Origin of the sequence: Paenibacillus monticola (assembly GCF_009664975.1) — a bacterium.
GTDB lineage: Bacteria > Bacillota > Bacilli > Paenibacillales > Paenibacillaceae > Paenibacillus_AQ > Paenibacillus_AQ monticola.
The window spans coordinates 377962-395599 of the sequence record NZ_WJXB01000004.1; the positions used below are offsets into that span (position 1 = coordinate 377962).

Consider the following 17638-nt stretch of genomic DNA (forward strand, 5'->3'; position numbering starts at 1 on the left):
AGAGTCACAGGAGGTAAGAGAATGACATTAAATATCGGGATTATTGGGACAGGCTGGTTCTCCAAGGTACATGCAGATTTGCTGGCAGGTATGGCGGATGTTTCGTTGACGGCTGTTTGTGGCAGCAGTAAGCAAAAGGGAGAAGAGATAGCCCGGCCTTATAATGCCGCTGGATATGGTGATGTAACGGAGATGCTCGACGCCCATAAGCTGGACGCTGTTTATATTTGTGTGCCTCCACAGTCGCATGGAGCTATTGAGCGTGCACTCATCCGCAGGGACATTCCTTTTTTCATAGAAAAACCACTGGGCTCCAGCACCGAAATTCCAGCGAGTCTGCTGCAGGAAATTAAGGAGCATAATTTATTGACCTCGGTAGGTTATCATTTCCGGTATCAGGAAAATATAAAACGGTTGAAAGATATTTTGAAAGGTGACAAGGTAGGGATGATTGTCGGTCAATGGATGGGCGGCATGCCGGGAGTGGCATGGTGGCGTAATCAGGAGCAGTCAGGCGGGCAGTTCACAGAGCAGACCACTCATATCGTAGATTTACTGCGTTACTTGGCTGGTGAAGTGAAGGAAGTTTACGGCATGTTTGGCAACCGTATTGTACATGAGCAGCATGAAGGCGTAAGTGTTGCCGATGTAGGCACCGTATCCCTGAAGCTTGAGAACGGCATTATTGCCAATATCTCCAATACATGTGTATTGCCAGATGGGGTAGGCAGTGCGGGTCTCAGCTTCTACAACGACCGAGGTCTGCTGGACTGGAATCCGGAGCGCCTTCTGGAAGTGCGCAGCGGCAACAGCAACGAATATGCTAATACAGGCAATCCTTATTTAGTTGAAAGTGAAGCTTTCCTGTATGCCGTGCGCACAGGCGATCGCTCACGTATTCTTAGTGATTATGAGGATGGCTATAAGACGCTTAAAGTCACTTGTGCAGCGTATGATTCCGCACAGAGTGGACAGCCAGTGACACTCTAACGCTAAAAGTAGAGTTCCATATAACAAAAAAAGACACGACCGCCCAGTTAAACTGCAGCGATCATGTCTATGGCCCAAGCCGGGTCGGCCTAGTGGAGGAAAACCGCGAGCATGGCCGGAGCTACACCTATTGTGAATAGCGCCGTCAGGATCATCGCGATACTGGAGATGGTTCCGGTCAACGAACTTAGCTCGAAAGCTTTGGACGTACCCGTACCGTGCGCAGCGGTTCCCAGCGATACACCGCGTGCGATTTCATTGTCAATGCGGAAGAGGCGAAGCACACTAGGACCCATCATCGTACCCAATACTCCGGTCATAATGACGAAGACTGCCGTAATACTGGGTATGCCGCCGATACTTTGCGATATGCTCATAGCGATCGGAGTAGTCACCGAACGCGGTACCAGGCTGGCCGTCAGATCGCTGCTGAGATGCAGCCATTTCGCGAGAAACATGGATGAGATTACTGCAACTACCGTACCAGAAAGCACGCCTGCCGCAATTTCGGCGGCGTGTTTTTTGAGTACCTTGAAGTTTTTATGCAGAGGGATCGCAAAGGCGATGGTTGCTGGTTGCAATAAGTCCGTCAGCCATTTGCCTCCCGCATTGTAAGATTCATAGGGAATTCCTGTCATCAGCAGGAAGCCGATAATAAGTAACGGCGTAATGATTAGCGGTGAGGTATACATTTTGGCACGTGAAGTATAAATACGCTTTGCCAATAAATAAACACCGATAGTAAGCGCGAGAAATATCAGGCCAAACATCATGACACTCTCCGCTCTTTCGCTTTAGAGATAGCGCCTGTAAGCAGACCGGAACTAGCCATGACTACAAAAGTGCCCACGAGTACAACCGCCAGCACACGCAGGCCATCTGTTTCCAGCAGTTTGGAATAATTCATAACACCTATAGCAGAAGGAATAAAGAACAGCAGCAGTTCAGCCAGCAGCCAGGATGCACCAAGCTCTACCCAATGGAGAGAAATGACCCCCGACTCTAGTAATAGAAACAATAGGACCATACCGAGAATGCTTCCGGGAATGGGAATATGCATTAATGAAGTCAATGTATTAATAAGTAGTGAGAACAATGTAAGCCCCGCCACCTGCAGCAAGCCTAAAGTAATCTTTTTCATAAGGCTTCGCTCCTTTCATGGTAATGAAAGTTTACATCTATTTCTTTCATAGGTAAAATGAATAGATCGAATAGCTGACATTCTATTTATCTATACATTGGAGGCAGAACAGTGGATATCCGACAATTACAATATTTCGTTCAAGTAGCAAGACTAAATAGTTTTTCCAATGCCGCCAAGTCGTTGTATATTTCTCAACCCACAATAAGCAAAATGATCCGCAACCTGGAGGTTGAACTGGGGGCAGATCTATTTTATCGTGAAGGTAAAAGTATCCGGCTGACGGATGCAGGCCAGATATTGCTAACCAAGGCGCAGAATATTGTAGAATCTTTTGGCAGCTTGTCCTCCGAGCTTGATAGTTTACGTAACTTGAAGCAGGGTCATATCCGAATCGGATTGCCACCTATGGTAGGTGCAAGCTTCTTTCCTGCAGTCATCGGCCAATTTCACAAGCGGTATCCTGAGGTCACCATTCGGCTGCATGAGGATGGGGCGAAGAAAGTGGAGAATGATGTAGAAACCGGTCTAATCGACATTGGTGTAGTTGTGCTGCCGGTGAATATGGCCAAGTTTCACTGCTTCACCTTTATTGAAGAGAAGCTGGAGCTTTTGGTACCAATAGGGCACCGTCTGGCGGGAGTGAGCAATGTTCGCTTGGGAGAATTGGCAGAAGAGGAGTTCGTGTTGTTTCGTGAGGACTTTGCGCTGCATGACCGGATCATTACGGCTTGCGTGAAGGCTGGATTTCAACCAAATGTTGTATATGAGAGCTCTCAGTGGGACTTGATCAGTCGGATGGTTGCTGCGGGCCTAGGAATTGCCTTGCTGCCAGAGACCATCTGCCGTGATATGGACCGTTCACGGATCGAGATCATTCCTTTGACGAAGCCCGCTATTCCTTGGCAGCTTGGGATGATCTGGCGCCGGGATCGCTATCTGTCTTTTGCGGCACGTGAATGGATTTCTTTTGCAAAGGGGCTGCTGGGTGAGCAGTTTCTCCCCTCGGATTATATTGATATTTCTGATACATAAAGAACTGTATTTCTTACTCTAGGATCGACATATTTTTCTTTTTTTTCAAAATATGTTTTTTGGCATCATGAATTATGATAGGGAAGAAGTGATAGAGAGAAGGTGAGTGGAAGTGATATTTTACCAAGCATATTCCCTGGATGATCATAGGAGCGAATATAGAGAAGATGAGTTATTTATGACTATTGAGAGTCTTAGATGTGAATTGCTTGAGGTAGCGCAACAACGCAGTCTCAGTGACCGCGCGGTATTAGAGCTGAGTGAACGGCTGGACGGTTATATTCTATTGGCACAGAATAAGATGATGGAAAGCTTGCGCAACCGCAATAAAGAGGCTGACACTCGCGCGAAGTCTATGATAAGAAACAAAACAACATTTCAGCAATAATAATCGGAACTAGATGATAAATAGAATATCCAAGAGGAGGGCGTAATCTCCTCTTTTTGTTGTGCTTTCTATAAGGTTCACCTATAATGTCAATTAATAGAAGCTTATTAATAACAATTGAGGGGGTGCCGGGTGGAGGCGAAGCTGACAACATTACGATCAGAAATAGAGAAGAATCTGTCCCGCTCGGGCCATAATCTCGCCTCGTTTGCCAAAGTCTCTGGGTTAAACCGCGGTAGTCTTAGCGCAATACTCCATGGCAATCCGCATAAGCCCCTTTCCTTGGGACAATTAGATTCGATCACCAAGGCCTTTGCTTTTCCGGAGGGCTGGCTGTATCCCCTATATGTGGATGAATGCTTTAGCGAAGAACGGGTATCACGCCGTAGAGTAGAACCCTTTTTGATTCGTTGTGCCGAAATCGGCAAACAGCAATGCATAGATGAAATACTAAGCAGGACATTGGAATATTCCAAATCACTGGATATTATTTTTTCGGTAGCTGAGAAGCTGTTCAGAAATGGAAAAGTTCAAGAGTCACTAATCTTTTACAAAATTATAGCCGCGAATGAGCCGGACAACTATTCTGAACGACTAGCAATTAGCCAGTACCGCATTTTCAATTCGTTGCAAGCGGTTGTCGATGCTGAGGATAACTTGCGCGCAGTGATCACCTTTGAACCGTTTCGCGGCCGTCTCCCAGAAGCTATGCAGCTGGATGGCCTGTTGAAGCTGGGCAAGGTATGCTTTCTTCTGAATATGTGGAAGGACGTTGAGAAATATGCGGACGAGCTGAGAGCGCTCGCGAATGGCGTGTACCGCGAAGAACTGCAACTGCGCAAGAAGAATGGCAGACGCAGTGAGGAATTGCAGACGGAGCGTCCTTTGGTAGTTTATTATGGCCATGGCTACCTGCTCAAAGCCTCTGCTCTCACGAAGCTAGGACGATACGAGGAAGCCAAAAAGTATACTGCTGGGTACTCTGATTTGAGCTGGTTTGAAATACTGGATGAGGTAGGCCGTCAAGCCGTAGAAACCTTCCGTCTGTACGCCATAGCGAATAGCTACACCCTAGAAATGCTAGTCGGCAATATTAAGGCTTTGCCTGCGTATATTTCTTTTTTGGCAGAGCATCCTGGAGAAATTCTGCCGGGCATGCTTATCATTATGGAATCAGCTAATCGGTATGGATTTTCTGCGGATGCTGCACTTACGCGATTTTCACGGGAAATGCTCCGATTTGGACAATTTCAGGACCCTATTAATGTAGATCGGTTATTCAGATTGAACTATGAGGTAGCCATGTACCTAATAGATCGGCAGGAGTATGCAAAGGGAATCGAGCATACGATACAGAGTCTCCAACTTTCCATGAAATTGAATACTGAAAGAGGTATTATTAAATGTGTAACTTTATTTGAGATTAATAGAGTTCACGCCAGCGACAAACAGCAGCAAATGTACACAGACCTTATGAAGGAGATGAGACAAAATGAAAAAAACGTTACTAATGATGACCGCAGTTTTGGCATTGTTTAGCTTCATCCTCATCGGAAACTCGGTAGATCGGGCTGGCACTGGTGGAGGAATGACAACTCAGGAGCACGGTGTTGAATTTTAGGGAATCTGAGGTTGTCCTATAAGAAATCAATATTTATTTGTATATTAGACTCCTTTGCCTGTAGGCAAGGGAGCTTTTTTTATTAGTTGTTCTTTATTTCGTAATAATTGATAACGTATTCATTATTTGACAAAGTCATGTACGAAAAATATAATTAGGTTACCTAATTAATATACTATTTAATTATTAGTAAACCTAACTAATCTTGGAGGTGAACAAAATTGAGATGAATCCAAAAAAACCAGAAAATCCAGAAAATCCAGAAACCTCAGAAAATTTCGAAGCCACAGAAAATCCAGTCGCCCATCAGCTTTTTGCAGCACTGAGACAGCTGCGCAAATCTCATTGGCAGCATTCGGTGGAAGGACACAAGCCAAGTGAGATGACTTTATTGATAACTATCGCAAGGCGAGGCCATTCTACAAAGGAGGGACTTAAAGTATCTGAAATCAGCCGGTTTCTAGGGTTGACTCCTCCCACAGTTACACAGTTGATTAACAGTCTTGAGGCTAAGAATATGGTGGCAAGACAAGCAGATCCAAAAGACCGTAGGGTAGTGCGCATTACGCTTACCGAGCAAGGGAAAGCCGTTACACGCAAAGCGAAAGGCTATATGGATGTTATGCTGAACAAGCTGGTGGAATATTTGGGCGAAGATGAGAGCATCCTGCTTGCAGAACTGCTGCTGAAGATGCATGCGTTCATAGAGGACAATCCGCCGCCTAATTTGGACCGGTTACAAATGAACGGAGATGAGAAACTTTGATTAAATTAATGAAACAATTGCAGCCCTTTAAGCTAGCTGTTGCGGCAGTATTGATACTTGTGTTCCTCCAGTCAATGGGCGACTTATATCTGCCAACCTTAATGTCCGACATTGTGGATAAAGGGATTGTGCAGGGAGACCGCAGCTATATTTGGAAAATCGGTGGATTCATGCTGCTTGTAGCGGGCGGGGGTGCATTATGCTCCGTGATTGCCAGTTATCTGTCTTCGAAGGTCGCTGCAGGCTTTGGTAAAAATACCCGTTCGCGTGTATTCAATCATGTAGAGAATTTTACACTACATGAGTTCGATAAGCTAGGTACAGCTTCTCTAATTACACGGACAACAAATGATATTACACAGGTCCAGACTGTACTAACCATGATGCTGCGCATGATGATTGGCGCTCCGATGATGATGATCGGTGGGATCATCATGGCAGTATCAGAGGATGCTAAGCTTTCCCTGATCTTTGTAGTTGTTATTCCATTGCTAGTTGGTGCGATATTCTTCATCGGTATGAAAGGTTTGCCGTTGTTCAAGGCGATCCAAATTAAGCTGGATAAATTGAATCTTGTACTGCGTGAGCATTTAACCGGTATTCGGGTTATCCGTTCATTCAACCGGATTGGTCATGAGAATAAACGCTTTAGTGAAGCGAATCATGATTTGACAGAGACGGCCATTAAAGTTAACAAAGTTATGGCTGGCTTGATGCCTTTAATGATGATTGTGATGAACTTTTCAATGATCGCCATTCTTTACTTCGGTGGCATACGAATCAATGAAGGTAACATGCAGGTTGGTTCTTTGATGGCGTTCATTCAATATGCTATGCAAATCATGTTCTCCCTGATTATGGTATCCATGATGTTCGTACTTATTCCTCGCGCTTCGGCTTCGGCTCTGCGTATTAATGAAGTGTTGGATATGCAGCCAGAATTCTCAGACCCAACGCAAGGTGAACTTCAAACAACCGCTACAGCTACCCATAAAGATGGACGGGATACGATGCGCGGTTTTGTCGAGTTCGATAACGTATCCTTCTCCTATCCTGGTGCGGAACAACCTGCTCTGTCTAGAATCAGCTTCAGTGCACGTCCAGGTGAGGTAACGGCTATTATCGGCGGTACCGGCTCGGGTAAATCTACGCTGCTTAGCTTGATTCCAAGATTCTATGATGTGAATGAAGGTGCAGTGCGTGTAGACGGAGTCGATGTGCGTGAGATGACACAGGAAGAGCTGCGGAGCAAGATTGGATATATTCCGCAAAAAGCAGTGTTATTCACCGGAACGATCAATGAGAATATCCGCTACGGCAAAGAAGATGCAACCGATGAAGAGATTCTTCATGCAGCCAGAGTTTCTCAATCCTTCGACTTCGTGTCTGAAATGAAGGAAGGTTTTAACTCGGAGATCGCTCAGGGCGGAAATAATGTCTCCGGTGGTCAGAAGCAGCGTCTATCTATTGCCCGTGCACTTATTAAGAAGCCTGAAGTATATTTGTTCGATGATAGCTTCTCTGCACTTGACTTCAAGACAGATGCCAAACTCCGCGCTGCACTTAAGGGTGAAACGATAGAATCTACCGTTCTGATCGTAGCCCAACGAGTTAGTACGGTTATGGATGCAGACCGGATTATCGTTATAGATGATGGTGAGATCGTCGGAATGGGAACTCACCGCGAGCTGCTGGATAACAATGAAGTCTATCGCGAGATCGTATCCTCGCAGCTGTCAGAGGAGGAAATAGCATGAGTGAAGAAAAAGAGTACAAACGCCCTGATCCTGCTCCGCGTCGTAGAGGACCCGGGGGTCCTGGAGGTCCTGGGGGCCCTGGAATGATGATGCCTGCGGAGAAAGCTAAGGATTTCAAAGGCACACTTCGCCGCTTGATCCGTTACTTACGTCCGCGTCAAGTTCAATTGTTCTTTGTATTTATTTTGGCGATTGCTAGTACTGTTTTCAGTATTTTCAGCCCTAAGGTTATGGGTAAAGCTACTACCGAGCTCTTTAAGGGTGCATACGCTAAAATGACTGGCGTAGAAGGTGCAGCCATTGACTTCGGATATATTAATGAAATTCTGATTATTCTCGCTGGGTTGTATCTATTTAGTGCTCTATTCAGCTACATTCAGCAGTATGTGATGGCTGGCGTAGCCCAGAAGGTTGTTTATGATATGCGTGAGCAGATCAACAGCAAGCTGGAGCGACTGCCTCTCAAATATTTTGACTCTCGGACCCATGGTGAAATTCTTAGCCGTGCGACCAATGACGTGGATAACATCAGCACCACGTTGCAGCAGAGCTTAACGCAACTGATTACGGCTATTATTACGATTATTGGGGTCATTGTTATGATGTTGACCATCAGTCCGTGGCTGACCCTGATTACTGTGATTACCTTACCGCTGAGCTTTTTGGTGATCATGGCCATTTCGAAGCGTTCACAGACCTACTTTATTAATCAGCAGAGATCGCTAGGACAGCTGAACGGACATGTAGAGGAAATGTATACCGGACACCGGATCATCAAGGCGTTTGGGCGTGAACGGCAGTCGCTTAAGGATTTCAACGATATTAACGACAAGCTTTATGATTCCGGCTGGCGGGCTCAATTTATGTCCGGGATGATTATGCCGCTGATGATGTTTATTGGTAACATAGGGTATGTACTTGTCTGTGTAGTTGGAGGTATCTTTGTAACTAAAAAAGCGATCGAGGTTGGTGATATCCAGGCATTTATTCAGTATTCACGCCAGTTCACCATGCCGATTACGCAAACGGCTAACATCGCCAATATTATTCAATCCACGATTGCTTCCGCAGAACGCGTGTTTGAGCTCCTCGATGAAGAGGAAGAAGTTCCGGAAATCAGTACTTCATTGATCAAGCAGGGAGCAGTTACTGACGAAGGATCGGTTGAGTTCCGTCATGTGAAGTTTGGATACAAAGAGGATGCTATTCTGATCGAAGATATGAATATTGAGGTCAGCCCAGGGCAGACCATTGCCATTGTAGGGCCGACCGGTGCCGGCAAAACAACGCTGATCAATCTATTGATGCGCTTCTATGAGCTGAACAGCGGTGAAATCATCATTGATGGTGTGAATATTACCGATATGAAACGCAGCGAGCTGCGCAGTAAGTTTGGTATGGTGCTGCAGGATACCTGGCTCTTTAACGGTACGATTCGTGACAATATTGCTTATGGTCGCGAAGGAGCAACCGAAGCAGATGTAGTGCGGGCTGCCAAGGCTGCGCATGCAGATCATTTTATTCGCACACTTCCACTGGGTTATAACACCGTGTTGAATGAAGAAGCTTCCAATATCTCGCAAGGCCAGAAGCAGTTGCTTACGATCGCGCGGGCGATTCTGGCTGATCCGGCCATCCTGATACTGGATGAAGCAACGAGCAGCGTCGATACGCGGACGGAAGTGCTGATCCAGAAGGCGATGAATACGCTGATGAGCAATAGAACCAGCTTTGTTATCGCTCATCGCCTATCCACCATTCGTGATGCGGATCTCATACTTGTAATGAATCATGGTAGTGTAATCGAGAAAGGCAACCATGAAGAGTTACTGGAAAAAGACGGATTCTATGCGGATCTATATAACAGCCAATTCTCCGATGAAGGATTGCCGGGTGTAGGCTAAAGTACGACAGCATAGCACAATTGAATATGCTTTGGGCCAACGCCCCTTTGTTCACAGCTTGCTTAGGCATGTTTGTGAACAGAGGGGCGTTTGGTATGTTTTTAAGTGATATGTTGCGGGAAGAATAAAAAAGATTTGATAAAAATAAAAAGGAAATATATGATAGGAATATGAAATGACCCACGGCTCATTTTTGGGGCAATGAGTACAAAAGAGAGGGTGAAGGGGATGACAGGCTACGGTAAATGGGTGGCAGGCAGCAAGACGAAGTGGATTACACTTCTCGTATGGATTGCGGTAGTTGGAGCACTTACTATGTTATGGCCTGCTGTAAATTCACAGGTGGATAATAATGCTGCAAACCTTCCAGAAGATTCACAGTCCGTGCAGGCAGCAAAGATTTCCGAAAGAGAATTTCCAACCGGAAGCGGTATACCGGCACTGCTCGTATGGCATAGAGAAGGTGGACTTACCGAGAAAGATCTGACGCATGTCGGAGCAATATACAACAAGCTTACACAAGAGCCCTTGCCACATCAAAATTTTGTTCCGCCATTAGGGAATTTGCCGCCACAGGCACTTCAGGCTTCGTTGTCTGAGGATGACAGCACGCTAGTGACTCCTGTTCTTTTCGATAAAACTGCAGATAGTGAACAACTAGGTGTTGCTGTTACACAGCTGAAGGAGATGATCCGCACCGAGACAGGTGGAGATCCTACCGCAGCTAAGGTGGAAGGCAGTGACTTAAGCTTGCGCGTTACCGGTCCTGTTGGTATTTCTATTGATGCTACAGGCTTATTCCAGAACGCAGATGTTGCCTTGCTTATGGCGACTGTAATTCTGGTACTGGTGTTTCTGTTACTTATATACCGTTCACCCATTTTGGCCTTTATACCACTCATTGCGGTGGGCTTTGCTTACGGGGTAACAAGCCCGCTACTTGGCAAAATGGCACAGGAGGGCTGGATCACCGTCGATTCCCAAGCGGTCTCAATTATGACGGTACTCCTGTTCGGCGCAGGTACCGACTATTGTCTGTTCCTGATTTCACGGTTCCGCCAGATTTTGAAGATAGAGAACAGCAAGAGCCGTGCGCTGCTACGCTCCATTACAGATTCGTCAGGCGCTATCGCCATGAGTGGATTCACTGTAGTGCTGGCTCTGTTTGCACTACTGCTGGCCCAGTCGGGTGCGTACCATCGCTTTGCGATTCCGTTTAGCCTCGCTATCTTTATCATGGGTATTGCGAGTCTGACTCTAGTACCAGCCTTACTGGCAATCTTCGGACGGACCTCGTTCTTCCCGTTCATTCCACGGACTCCGCAAATGGAGGTTAACCGGGCCAAGGCTAAAGGTAAGCCAGCTCCAAAGGTGAAGTCTTCCCATATTCGCAACAGAGGAATCGGCGGACTGGTTGTCTCCCGGCCTTGGGCTATTGTCGGGGTGACCGTTGTGGCGCTGGGGATTCTGGCTTCTTTCTCCAGTGGGATAAAATTCACGTATGATATTCTCTCCTCTTTTCCAAAGGATATGGAATCACGTCAAGGATTTGATCTTATTGGCAAACAATTCTCCCCGGGAGAGTTGGCTCCGGCCAAGTTGATGATTGATACAAAGGGGAAAGCTGATGGAGCGGACCTTAAGGTCATGCTTGGCGGTATTTCTTATGTGGACACCGTTTCTGATCCGCAGCAGGGAGCCATTGACAAGAACATTCTAGGCTTTGATATTGAATTCAAAAACAACCCGTACTCGCTTGAAGCTATGAGCCACATCCCGGCGCTTCTATCCACAACAGAGCAGGCACTGCTGGAAGTTGGGATTGAGAATCCTGCAGATAACGTATGGGTAAGTGGCCAAACGGCCACGCAGCATGATACCAAACAGGTTGGAGAGCGAGATACCGATCTTATTATACCAGTCGTTATCGGGATGATTACCTTGCTGCTGCTGCTGTACTTACGTTCCGTGATCGCAACGGTATACCTGGTGGGGACTGTGATCTTGTCTTTCTTCTCAGCCCTGGGCTTAGGCTGGATTATTATTCATTACGTACTCGGTGCAGATGCCATTCAGGGCGCTATCCCGCTGTACTCCTTCGTTTTCCTGGTGGCGCTGGGCGAGGACTATAATATTTTTATGATCTCAAATATCTGGAAGAAGCGGAAGAAGATGCCGCTGAAACAAGCGATCTCAGAGGGCGTAAATGAGACCAGCTCAGTGATAACCTCTGCAGGCCTCATTCTGGCGGGTACCTTTGCCGTCTTGGCATCCTTGCCGATTCAGGTGCTGGTACAATTCGGGATCATTACCGCTATTGGTATTTTATTAGACACATTCGTAGTTCGCCCGTTCCTCGTGCCCGCGATTACGATGCTCTTCGGCCGGCTTGCGTTCTGGCCGGGTAAGCATCAAGAAGTGGAGAAACCTCTGCCTGTTCATGAGAGCAGCGGGGACTAACGGAGTTTAGCACAACAGGGAAGCCCATGCAGCCAGATTTGGCTGTCGGACTTCCCTGTTTTTTTGAAATATAAGAATTTATATGTTCACACGGAGTTCAGTTCTCTGGTGTACGGCTAAGCAGTAGCTCGTACTTGTCGAGAGAGGCACCCAGGATGGCTTCGTTGCCGCCGGCACCCCGATGCGACTGACGGAAGGAGTCGCTTGAGGTCCAGCCTTTGAAGGCTTCTTCATTCTCCCAGACTGTACAAATCTTCAGTTCCTCTACACCCTCTTTAGGGCTGCCATGCCAGACCTCCATACGAACAAAGCCAGGCATTTCCTGTACGCCGTTCGTTCCACCGAAACGCTGGGCCATAGCTTCCCCATGGCCTTCTTTAATCTTGATCGTGTTCGTTACTACCAGCATACTCATCGAACCTCCAATCAGTGTGATATACAGGTGATGCAGTACATTCGAGTGTGGGCTTCTTTCGCATCTTATTGCGGATTGGTTGTCCAGATGCCAGCGGTTTTCAGGAAGACCCGATCCGGAAGCTTGAGCGCTGTCAGTGCCAGTTCGGCAACATCCTCAGGCTGCATCATCCGGTCTTCATCGCCAATCTTAAGGCCGGCATCGACCGCCAATCCCGTATTGACGGTGCTTGGAGTCAAGGCAACCACACGGATATTGTGTTTGCGCACCTCTTGTGCCAGTGCTTCGGTCATGCCCATCAGGGCAAACTTGGAAGCGCAGTAGGCAGAGCCTGTCGCGAAGCCACGTTCTCCGGCTGTGGATGAGATATTAATAATATTGCCGCTGTTCTGCTCAATCATCGCGGGCAGAGCTGCACGGGTCACATAATAAGTACCGAACAGATTAATTTGGATGTGGCGCTCCCAGTCAGCAGGGTCCATTTCTACTAGGGTACCGAACTGAGCAATACCGGCGTTGTTAATCAGTGCGTCAAATGCGCCTAGGTCATTCTGCAGGGAGGCTACGGCCCGCTCGGCCTCTTCACGTACAGAGACATCGGCTACGGCAATGCTAACCTTTACGTCATAGACTTCGGTCAAGGCTGATTTCAAAGCTTCGAGATCGGCTGAGGTTCTGGAGATCAGGCCCAGATTAGCGCCTTCTTTAGCCAACGCCAGGGCCAGGGCTTTTCCGATTCCTTTGCCTGCGCCGGTAATTACAACACTTTTTCCTCTTAAATCCATAACTTGTCGTCACTCTCCCTTGAACTATTCTGAAGCAAATCTTTCTTCAGGTCCTATTATAACCGAGTAGGCTTAGACAATCACGCTACGACCGATGAGAATGAAAGTGATCTGCCTCCATTTGGGGGTTGGTGGATGACAGCGCTGAGCCTTGCCTTTAAGGCTGGGAAATCAGCAGGCCGGGACTCAGATTTTCGCGTCGAGCCTTCGATTATCCCTCCTCTGTTACAATCCTCCTCCTATTTATTACCACTGTCCTGTCAAAAGAAACGCTGTGGATAGTATTGTAAATATTCGAGGAGCAGGAGTCTGTTAATACTCGGAGTCAGAGGCAGGGGAATTGATAGATACTCTGTTGCGGCCAGTGTTCTTGGCATGGTAAAGGGCCTGATCCGCAGACTGGACCAAGAGCCTGCCATCTGCCCCTGGCACCGTCTCAGGGTAGCAAGCAAGCCCGATGGAAACTGTAATGGTTATTCTGTTGTCGGGAGGCAGCAGGAAAAGTTCGTTCTCCACAGCTTCTCTAAGCCGTTCGGCGGCGCTCTTCGCTTGAAGCAACGGGCAATCGGGTAGCAGTACGGTAAACTCCTCTCCGCCATTGCGGGATACGATATCATGGGAGCGGGAGTGTTGACAGAGCCGGCGGGTAAGCTGTCTTAACACCTCGTCTCCGGCAGGATGCCCGTAGGTATCATTGATAACCTTGAAATGATCAATATCAATGGCTAGCAGGGACAGGCTTTCCTGATGGCGCTCGGCTTGAGCCATTTCTGTCTCCAGATGCCGATGAAACTGCTGCAAGTTATTCAATCCAGTCAAATAATCAGTGGTTGCCCGAACTTCAAGCTGGGTGAACACTTCGTTGGAACGCTGGATATGTTCAGCAATGTAATAAATAATAAGCACGGCGCCGAGTGAGAAAATGAGTTGCAACGGATAGAAAGAAATAATAGAGAGGTTACCCTTAGTATTTAGCAGTAAGGCGAGAAAGAGTCCCATCCAGAGCAGATTTCCAACCATCATCTTACGCAGGCGCGACCAAGGAAACACAGAAATCCAGCCGCAAAGAATTCCATTGAACAAAAGAGTGATTGCTGTAGTGACGGAGTTATAGGAAGAATCATAAAAAATAACCCTGCAGATGGCCAGAATAAGTGCGCAGACAAGTGTGGGCAGCCAGCCTAGATAGGAGGCGATAATTACGATGGTTAAGTGGAGTAAGTTAACGTAGGTCCCAGGTCCAGCAAGAAAGGAATAGCTCATCAGGATCATGCCAAACAGGCCGAATAGAACCCCTGCACTCACACCAGCAAGCGGAGTCACCTTCGTCCCATTTAGAAAAGCATACTTTTTGGCAAGTCGGCCGGAAAAAAACACAAACGTCACCAGTATGCAAAAGTTAGCAAATAAGCTGGCGATTAGATCGATCATCATCATTAAAATTTATAACCCCTTACTAAAGTATTAGCGTAGTCAGATAAACTGGCTAGATTCAGTTTATCTGGAATTTTAGTAATGATATAGAGGGAAAAATGAATCTTTCATGGATTTAATGAAATAAAAGCACTTTTTAGTGCTTAATGACTATTTAATTGACGCCGTTATACTCAAGACTTATACTTGATCTAAAAATAAGTTAAAGGATGATAAAGATGAGAAACCTGAATTTGACTTCTCAACGTCAAGCCGTTTATGATATCGTCCGGAATTCGCATGATCATCCTACCGCTGCAGAAGTGATGAATCGGCTGGTAGAGCAGGGACATAACTTAGCATATGGTACTGTATATAACTCATTGCGCTACCTTTCGGATAAACAAATGATCCGTGAGTTGAAGCTCGGTGAAGCCGCCAGCAGATATGATGCCCGAATGGATGATCATCAACACATTATTTGTGAGGTGTGCGGCAAAGTGGATGAAGTTATGAGCCAGGTTCCACAGGATTGGATGAATACGGTAGCCAAGGAGACAGGTTATATTATTGGGCATGCCCATGTTGTATTCGGCGGAGTCTGTCCGGCCTGCAAGAGCCAGAGCAAGAGCAAGCTTATGAACTAGGTTATACAATAATCATATAAGAAAAGACCGTTTTCAATAAAACGGTCTTTTTTGACGTTTATATTATAATTATCTAGAAACACAGGAGAATAATGAAGAAACTTAGGAGAAAAATGGGTTTTCAAAGTGGATATATAATTATATATTTAGTCTGGGGAATATATTGTATTGAAGATTTGAAAGAAAGCGAGTGACAACACCCATGCACAAGAAAACGCGTATGAACATCCGTTCGAAGCTAGTTCTTACATACCTTCTCGTCCTGCTGGTACCCAGTTTGATTATCGGCTGGCAGACCTATCAAACAGCTAGCACTGAGGTGGGAAATCAGCTCATGAACAATGCTACTGAAAGCGTATCGGCCGTTAATGGAATCATTAATGCTAATATTCAAGCTAAAATAGACGATATTAATTATTTTGCTTCGCAGATATCATCCGATGCAGTAAACAGTGAGGCCAATGGTGAAACCTCGGCTGCTCTGAAGGCTAGAATGAAGGAGTATGCTACGCTGCATCCTGATGTCATGGATATTTATGTTGGGACAAGCCGTGGGAAAACAATCCATGCCACAGATACCAGACTTCCGGATGGGTATGACCCGCGGAAAGATAATTCTTATGTGGATGCGCTTAAACATGGCAAGGGGATAGTGATCTCACCTGCATTTCAAACGGTTAATAATGAAATCGTTATCGCAATCTCGTCGGTGCTTGAGGGTGGAAACGGAGTCATGGCGATGAATCTCAACCTATCCAAGCTGAGTGAGCTAACCAGCCTCAAGGTAGGGGAGAAAGGATATATTTTTATCATTGACAGCAGTAAGAAATTTCTTGTTCATCCTACTGAAACTATTGGCAAAGAGAGCAACCTGGACTTTATCAAGAAAATGTTCGAGAAAGAAGCTGGAACCTTTGATTATGTCTACAAGGATGCTCAGAAGAAGATGACTTATGAGCAAAATGCTCTTACGGGCTGGAGAATTGGGGGAACCATCAGCAAAGATGAAGTTCTAACTGCGACAGACGGTATTCGTAACAAGGCGTTCATCGTCATAGCTATCTCTGTGCTGTTTGCACTGGTGCTGATTTATATCAATGTTCGTTCCATTCTACAGCCGATCCATCGACTTGGGAAAGCGACAGAGGTTATAGCTAAAGGGGATCTGTCAGAGGATATTGGAGCGTTCCGCAAGGATGAGATCGGTATGCTGGCGGAGAATTTCCGGACTATGGTTTCAAATCTCCGTGAGATGATTATTGGTGTACAGGAGATGACAGACAATGTGTCTTCCTCTGCTGAGGAACTGACAGCCGGTGCTGATCAGACAACGCAGGCTATTGAGCATGTCACCATAGCAATACAAGAAGTGGCGGCAGGTACTGAACGGCAGGTTAACAGCGTGCAAAGAGGGATGGACAGTACAGCGGCAACAACTAACGAAGTAGGGCAAATTTCCGAGTTGATGCAACAGGTATCCGTTATGATGGACAAAACCTCGCTTTCCGCTGCGGAAGGTAACGAATCAGTCATCAGCGTTGTGGACAAAATCAACAGCATCCATCAAACAGTGGAAGAGCTTGGTGGTGTAATTGATAATCTCAATGATCGCGCCAGCCACATTGTCGGAATCGTCGATGTGATTACGGGTATTGCACGGCAGACGAATCTGCTTGCACTGAATGCTTCGATTGAGGCTGCCAGAGCCGGGGAGCATGGCCGCGGGTTTGCTGTAGTTGCCACAGAGGTACGCAAGCTGGCAGAAGAATCGGAGAAATCAGCAAGACTGATCTCCGAGCAAATTGCTTCGATCAATGGGGAGATGAAACAGGCAACAGCTACCATGGAGAATGCGAAGGAACGGGTATCTGAGGGGATTATGGCAGTCGATACCACCGGACGATCCTTCTCCCGAATCCGCAGAGCAGTAAAGGGTGCTGCAGAGAAGATCGTAGATATGGGTGGTGCTGTACACACACTAACAGCCGAGGCAGATAGTATGGATAAAGCTATTCAGGAGATTCGCAGCATTACCGAGGAATCAGCAAGCAATGCGGAGACCATATCAGCCGCTGCCCAGGAGCAGCTGGCATCTGTAGAAGAGATTGCCTCTTCGTCAGCAGACCTCAGCCATCTAGCAGATGAGCTGCAGAAGTTGGTCGGCCGTTTCAAATTGTACGCTATAAACGGTGAAGCAGAGGCAATACCTATTTTACAGCCAACAACCGAGCAGGAGCCTGAACGCGAGTCTGCGTTCTGAAAATATTGTACATCATCTGCGAGAAACGGTTCCCGTTCCTAAAAGGACAGCGAAAC

Annotated in this window: 15 protein-coding genes; 10 read left to right on the plus strand and 5 right to left on the minus strand. The window is 46.6% G+C overall.

Going from position 1 to position 17638, the window contains the following annotated elements; genetic code table 11:
• Positions 1-21: 21 nt before the first annotated feature.
• Entirely contained in the window at positions 22-990 is a 969-nt protein-coding gene (locus GJB61_RS14345) for a Gfo/Idh/MocA family protein (RefSeq protein WP_154119179.1), read from the plus strand.
• A gap of 89 nt (positions 991-1079) precedes the next feature.
• Here the strand turns inward: GJB61_RS14345 and GJB61_RS14350 are convergent, their stop codons facing one another.
• Positions 1080-1760 (minus strand): CidB/LrgB family autolysis modulator, encoded by a 681-nt coding sequence (locus GJB61_RS14350; protein WP_154119456.1) that lies wholly within the window; start codon positions 1758-1760, stop codon positions 1080-1082.
• Complete coding sequence (locus tag GJB61_RS14355; protein WP_154119180.1) at positions 1760-2131, minus strand: CidA/LrgA family holin-like protein; 372 nt, start codon at positions 2129-2131, stop codon at positions 1760-1762. Before GJB61_RS14355 ends, GJB61_RS14350 begins: the two co-directional genes overlap by 1 nt.
• A gap of 111 nt (positions 2132-2242) precedes the next feature.
• Between GJB61_RS14355 and cidR the strand changes: the two genes are divergently transcribed.
• The 7 genes from cidR (at position 2243) to GJB61_RS14390 (ending at position 12062) form a co-directional block, all read left to right on the plus strand.
• Positions 2243-3166, plus strand: coding sequence for a cidABC operon transcriptional activator CidR (gene cidR / locus GJB61_RS14360; RefSeq protein WP_338115816.1), 924 nt, complete (start codon positions 2243-2245; stop codon positions 3164-3166).
• A gap of 112 nt (positions 3167-3278) precedes the next feature.
• Positions 3279-3554 (plus strand): aspartyl-phosphate phosphatase Spo0E family protein, encoded by a 276-nt coding sequence (locus GJB61_RS14365; RefSeq protein ID WP_338115817.1) that lies wholly within the window; start codon positions 3279-3281, stop codon positions 3552-3554.
• Positions 3555-3686: 132 nt separating this feature from the next.
• Positions 3687-5093 (plus strand): DNA-binding protein, encoded by a 1407-nt coding sequence (locus GJB61_RS14370; RefSeq protein ID WP_338115818.1) that lies wholly within the window; start codon positions 3687-3689, stop codon positions 5091-5093.
• A 308-nt stretch (positions 5094-5401) separates the two neighbouring features.
• Positions 5402-5941 (plus strand): MarR family winged helix-turn-helix transcriptional regulator, encoded by a 540-nt coding sequence (locus tag GJB61_RS14375; RefSeq protein ID WP_154119183.1) that lies wholly within the window; start codon positions 5402-5404, stop codon positions 5939-5941.
• Entirely contained in the window at positions 5938-7698 is a 1761-nt protein-coding gene (locus GJB61_RS14380; protein WP_154119184.1) for an ABC transporter ATP-binding protein, read from the plus strand. Before GJB61_RS14375 ends, GJB61_RS14380 begins: the two co-directional genes overlap by 4 nt.
• Positions 7695-9602: an ABC transporter ATP-binding protein gene (locus tag GJB61_RS14385; protein WP_154119185.1), complete on the plus strand. Its 1908-nt coding sequence runs from the start codon at positions 7695-7697 to the stop codon at positions 9600-9602. Before GJB61_RS14380 ends, GJB61_RS14385 begins: the two co-directional genes overlap by 4 nt.
• 201 nt (positions 9603-9803) lie before the next feature.
• Entirely contained in the window at positions 9804-12062 is a 2259-nt protein-coding gene (locus GJB61_RS14390) for an MMPL family transporter (protein ID WP_229521686.1), read from the plus strand.
• 97 nt (positions 12063-12159) lie between these two features.
• Here the strand turns inward: GJB61_RS14390 and GJB61_RS14395 are convergent, their stop codons facing one another.
• From GJB61_RS14395 to GJB61_RS14405, 3 genes are all read right to left on the minus strand, one after another.
• The gene (locus tag GJB61_RS14395; RefSeq protein WP_154119460.1) at positions 12160-12471 is read right to left on the minus strand and encodes an antibiotic biosynthesis monooxygenase; all 312 of its coding nucleotides are present in this window, start codon (positions 12469-12471) and stop codon (positions 12160-12162) included.
• Positions 12472-12542: 71 nt separating this feature from the next.
• Positions 12543-13262, minus strand: coding sequence for a 3-ketoacyl-ACP reductase (locus GJB61_RS14400; protein WP_154119186.1), 720 nt, complete (start codon positions 13260-13262; stop codon positions 12543-12545).
• Positions 13263-13574: 312 nt separating this feature from the next.
• The gene (locus GJB61_RS14405; protein WP_154119187.1) at positions 13575-14699 is read right to left on the minus strand and encodes a diguanylate cyclase; all 1125 of its coding nucleotides are present in this window, start codon (positions 14697-14699) and stop codon (positions 13575-13577) included.
• Positions 14700-14914: 215 nt separating this feature from the next.
• Between GJB61_RS14405 and GJB61_RS14410 the strand changes: the two genes are divergently transcribed.
• Both GJB61_RS14410 and GJB61_RS14415 read left to right on the plus strand, forming a co-directional pair.
• Positions 14915-15322 carry a Fur family transcriptional regulator gene (locus GJB61_RS14410; RefSeq protein WP_154119188.1) on the plus strand — a complete coding sequence of 136 codons (408 nt, stop codon included), beginning with the start codon at positions 14915-14917 and terminating at the stop codon, positions 15320-15322.
• A gap of 202 nt (positions 15323-15524) precedes the next feature.
• Positions 15525-17582 (plus strand): methyl-accepting chemotaxis protein, encoded by a 2058-nt coding sequence (locus GJB61_RS14415; protein ID WP_154119189.1) that lies wholly within the window; start codon positions 15525-15527, stop codon positions 17580-17582.
• The last annotated feature ends 56 nt before the right edge of the window (positions 17583-17638 follow it).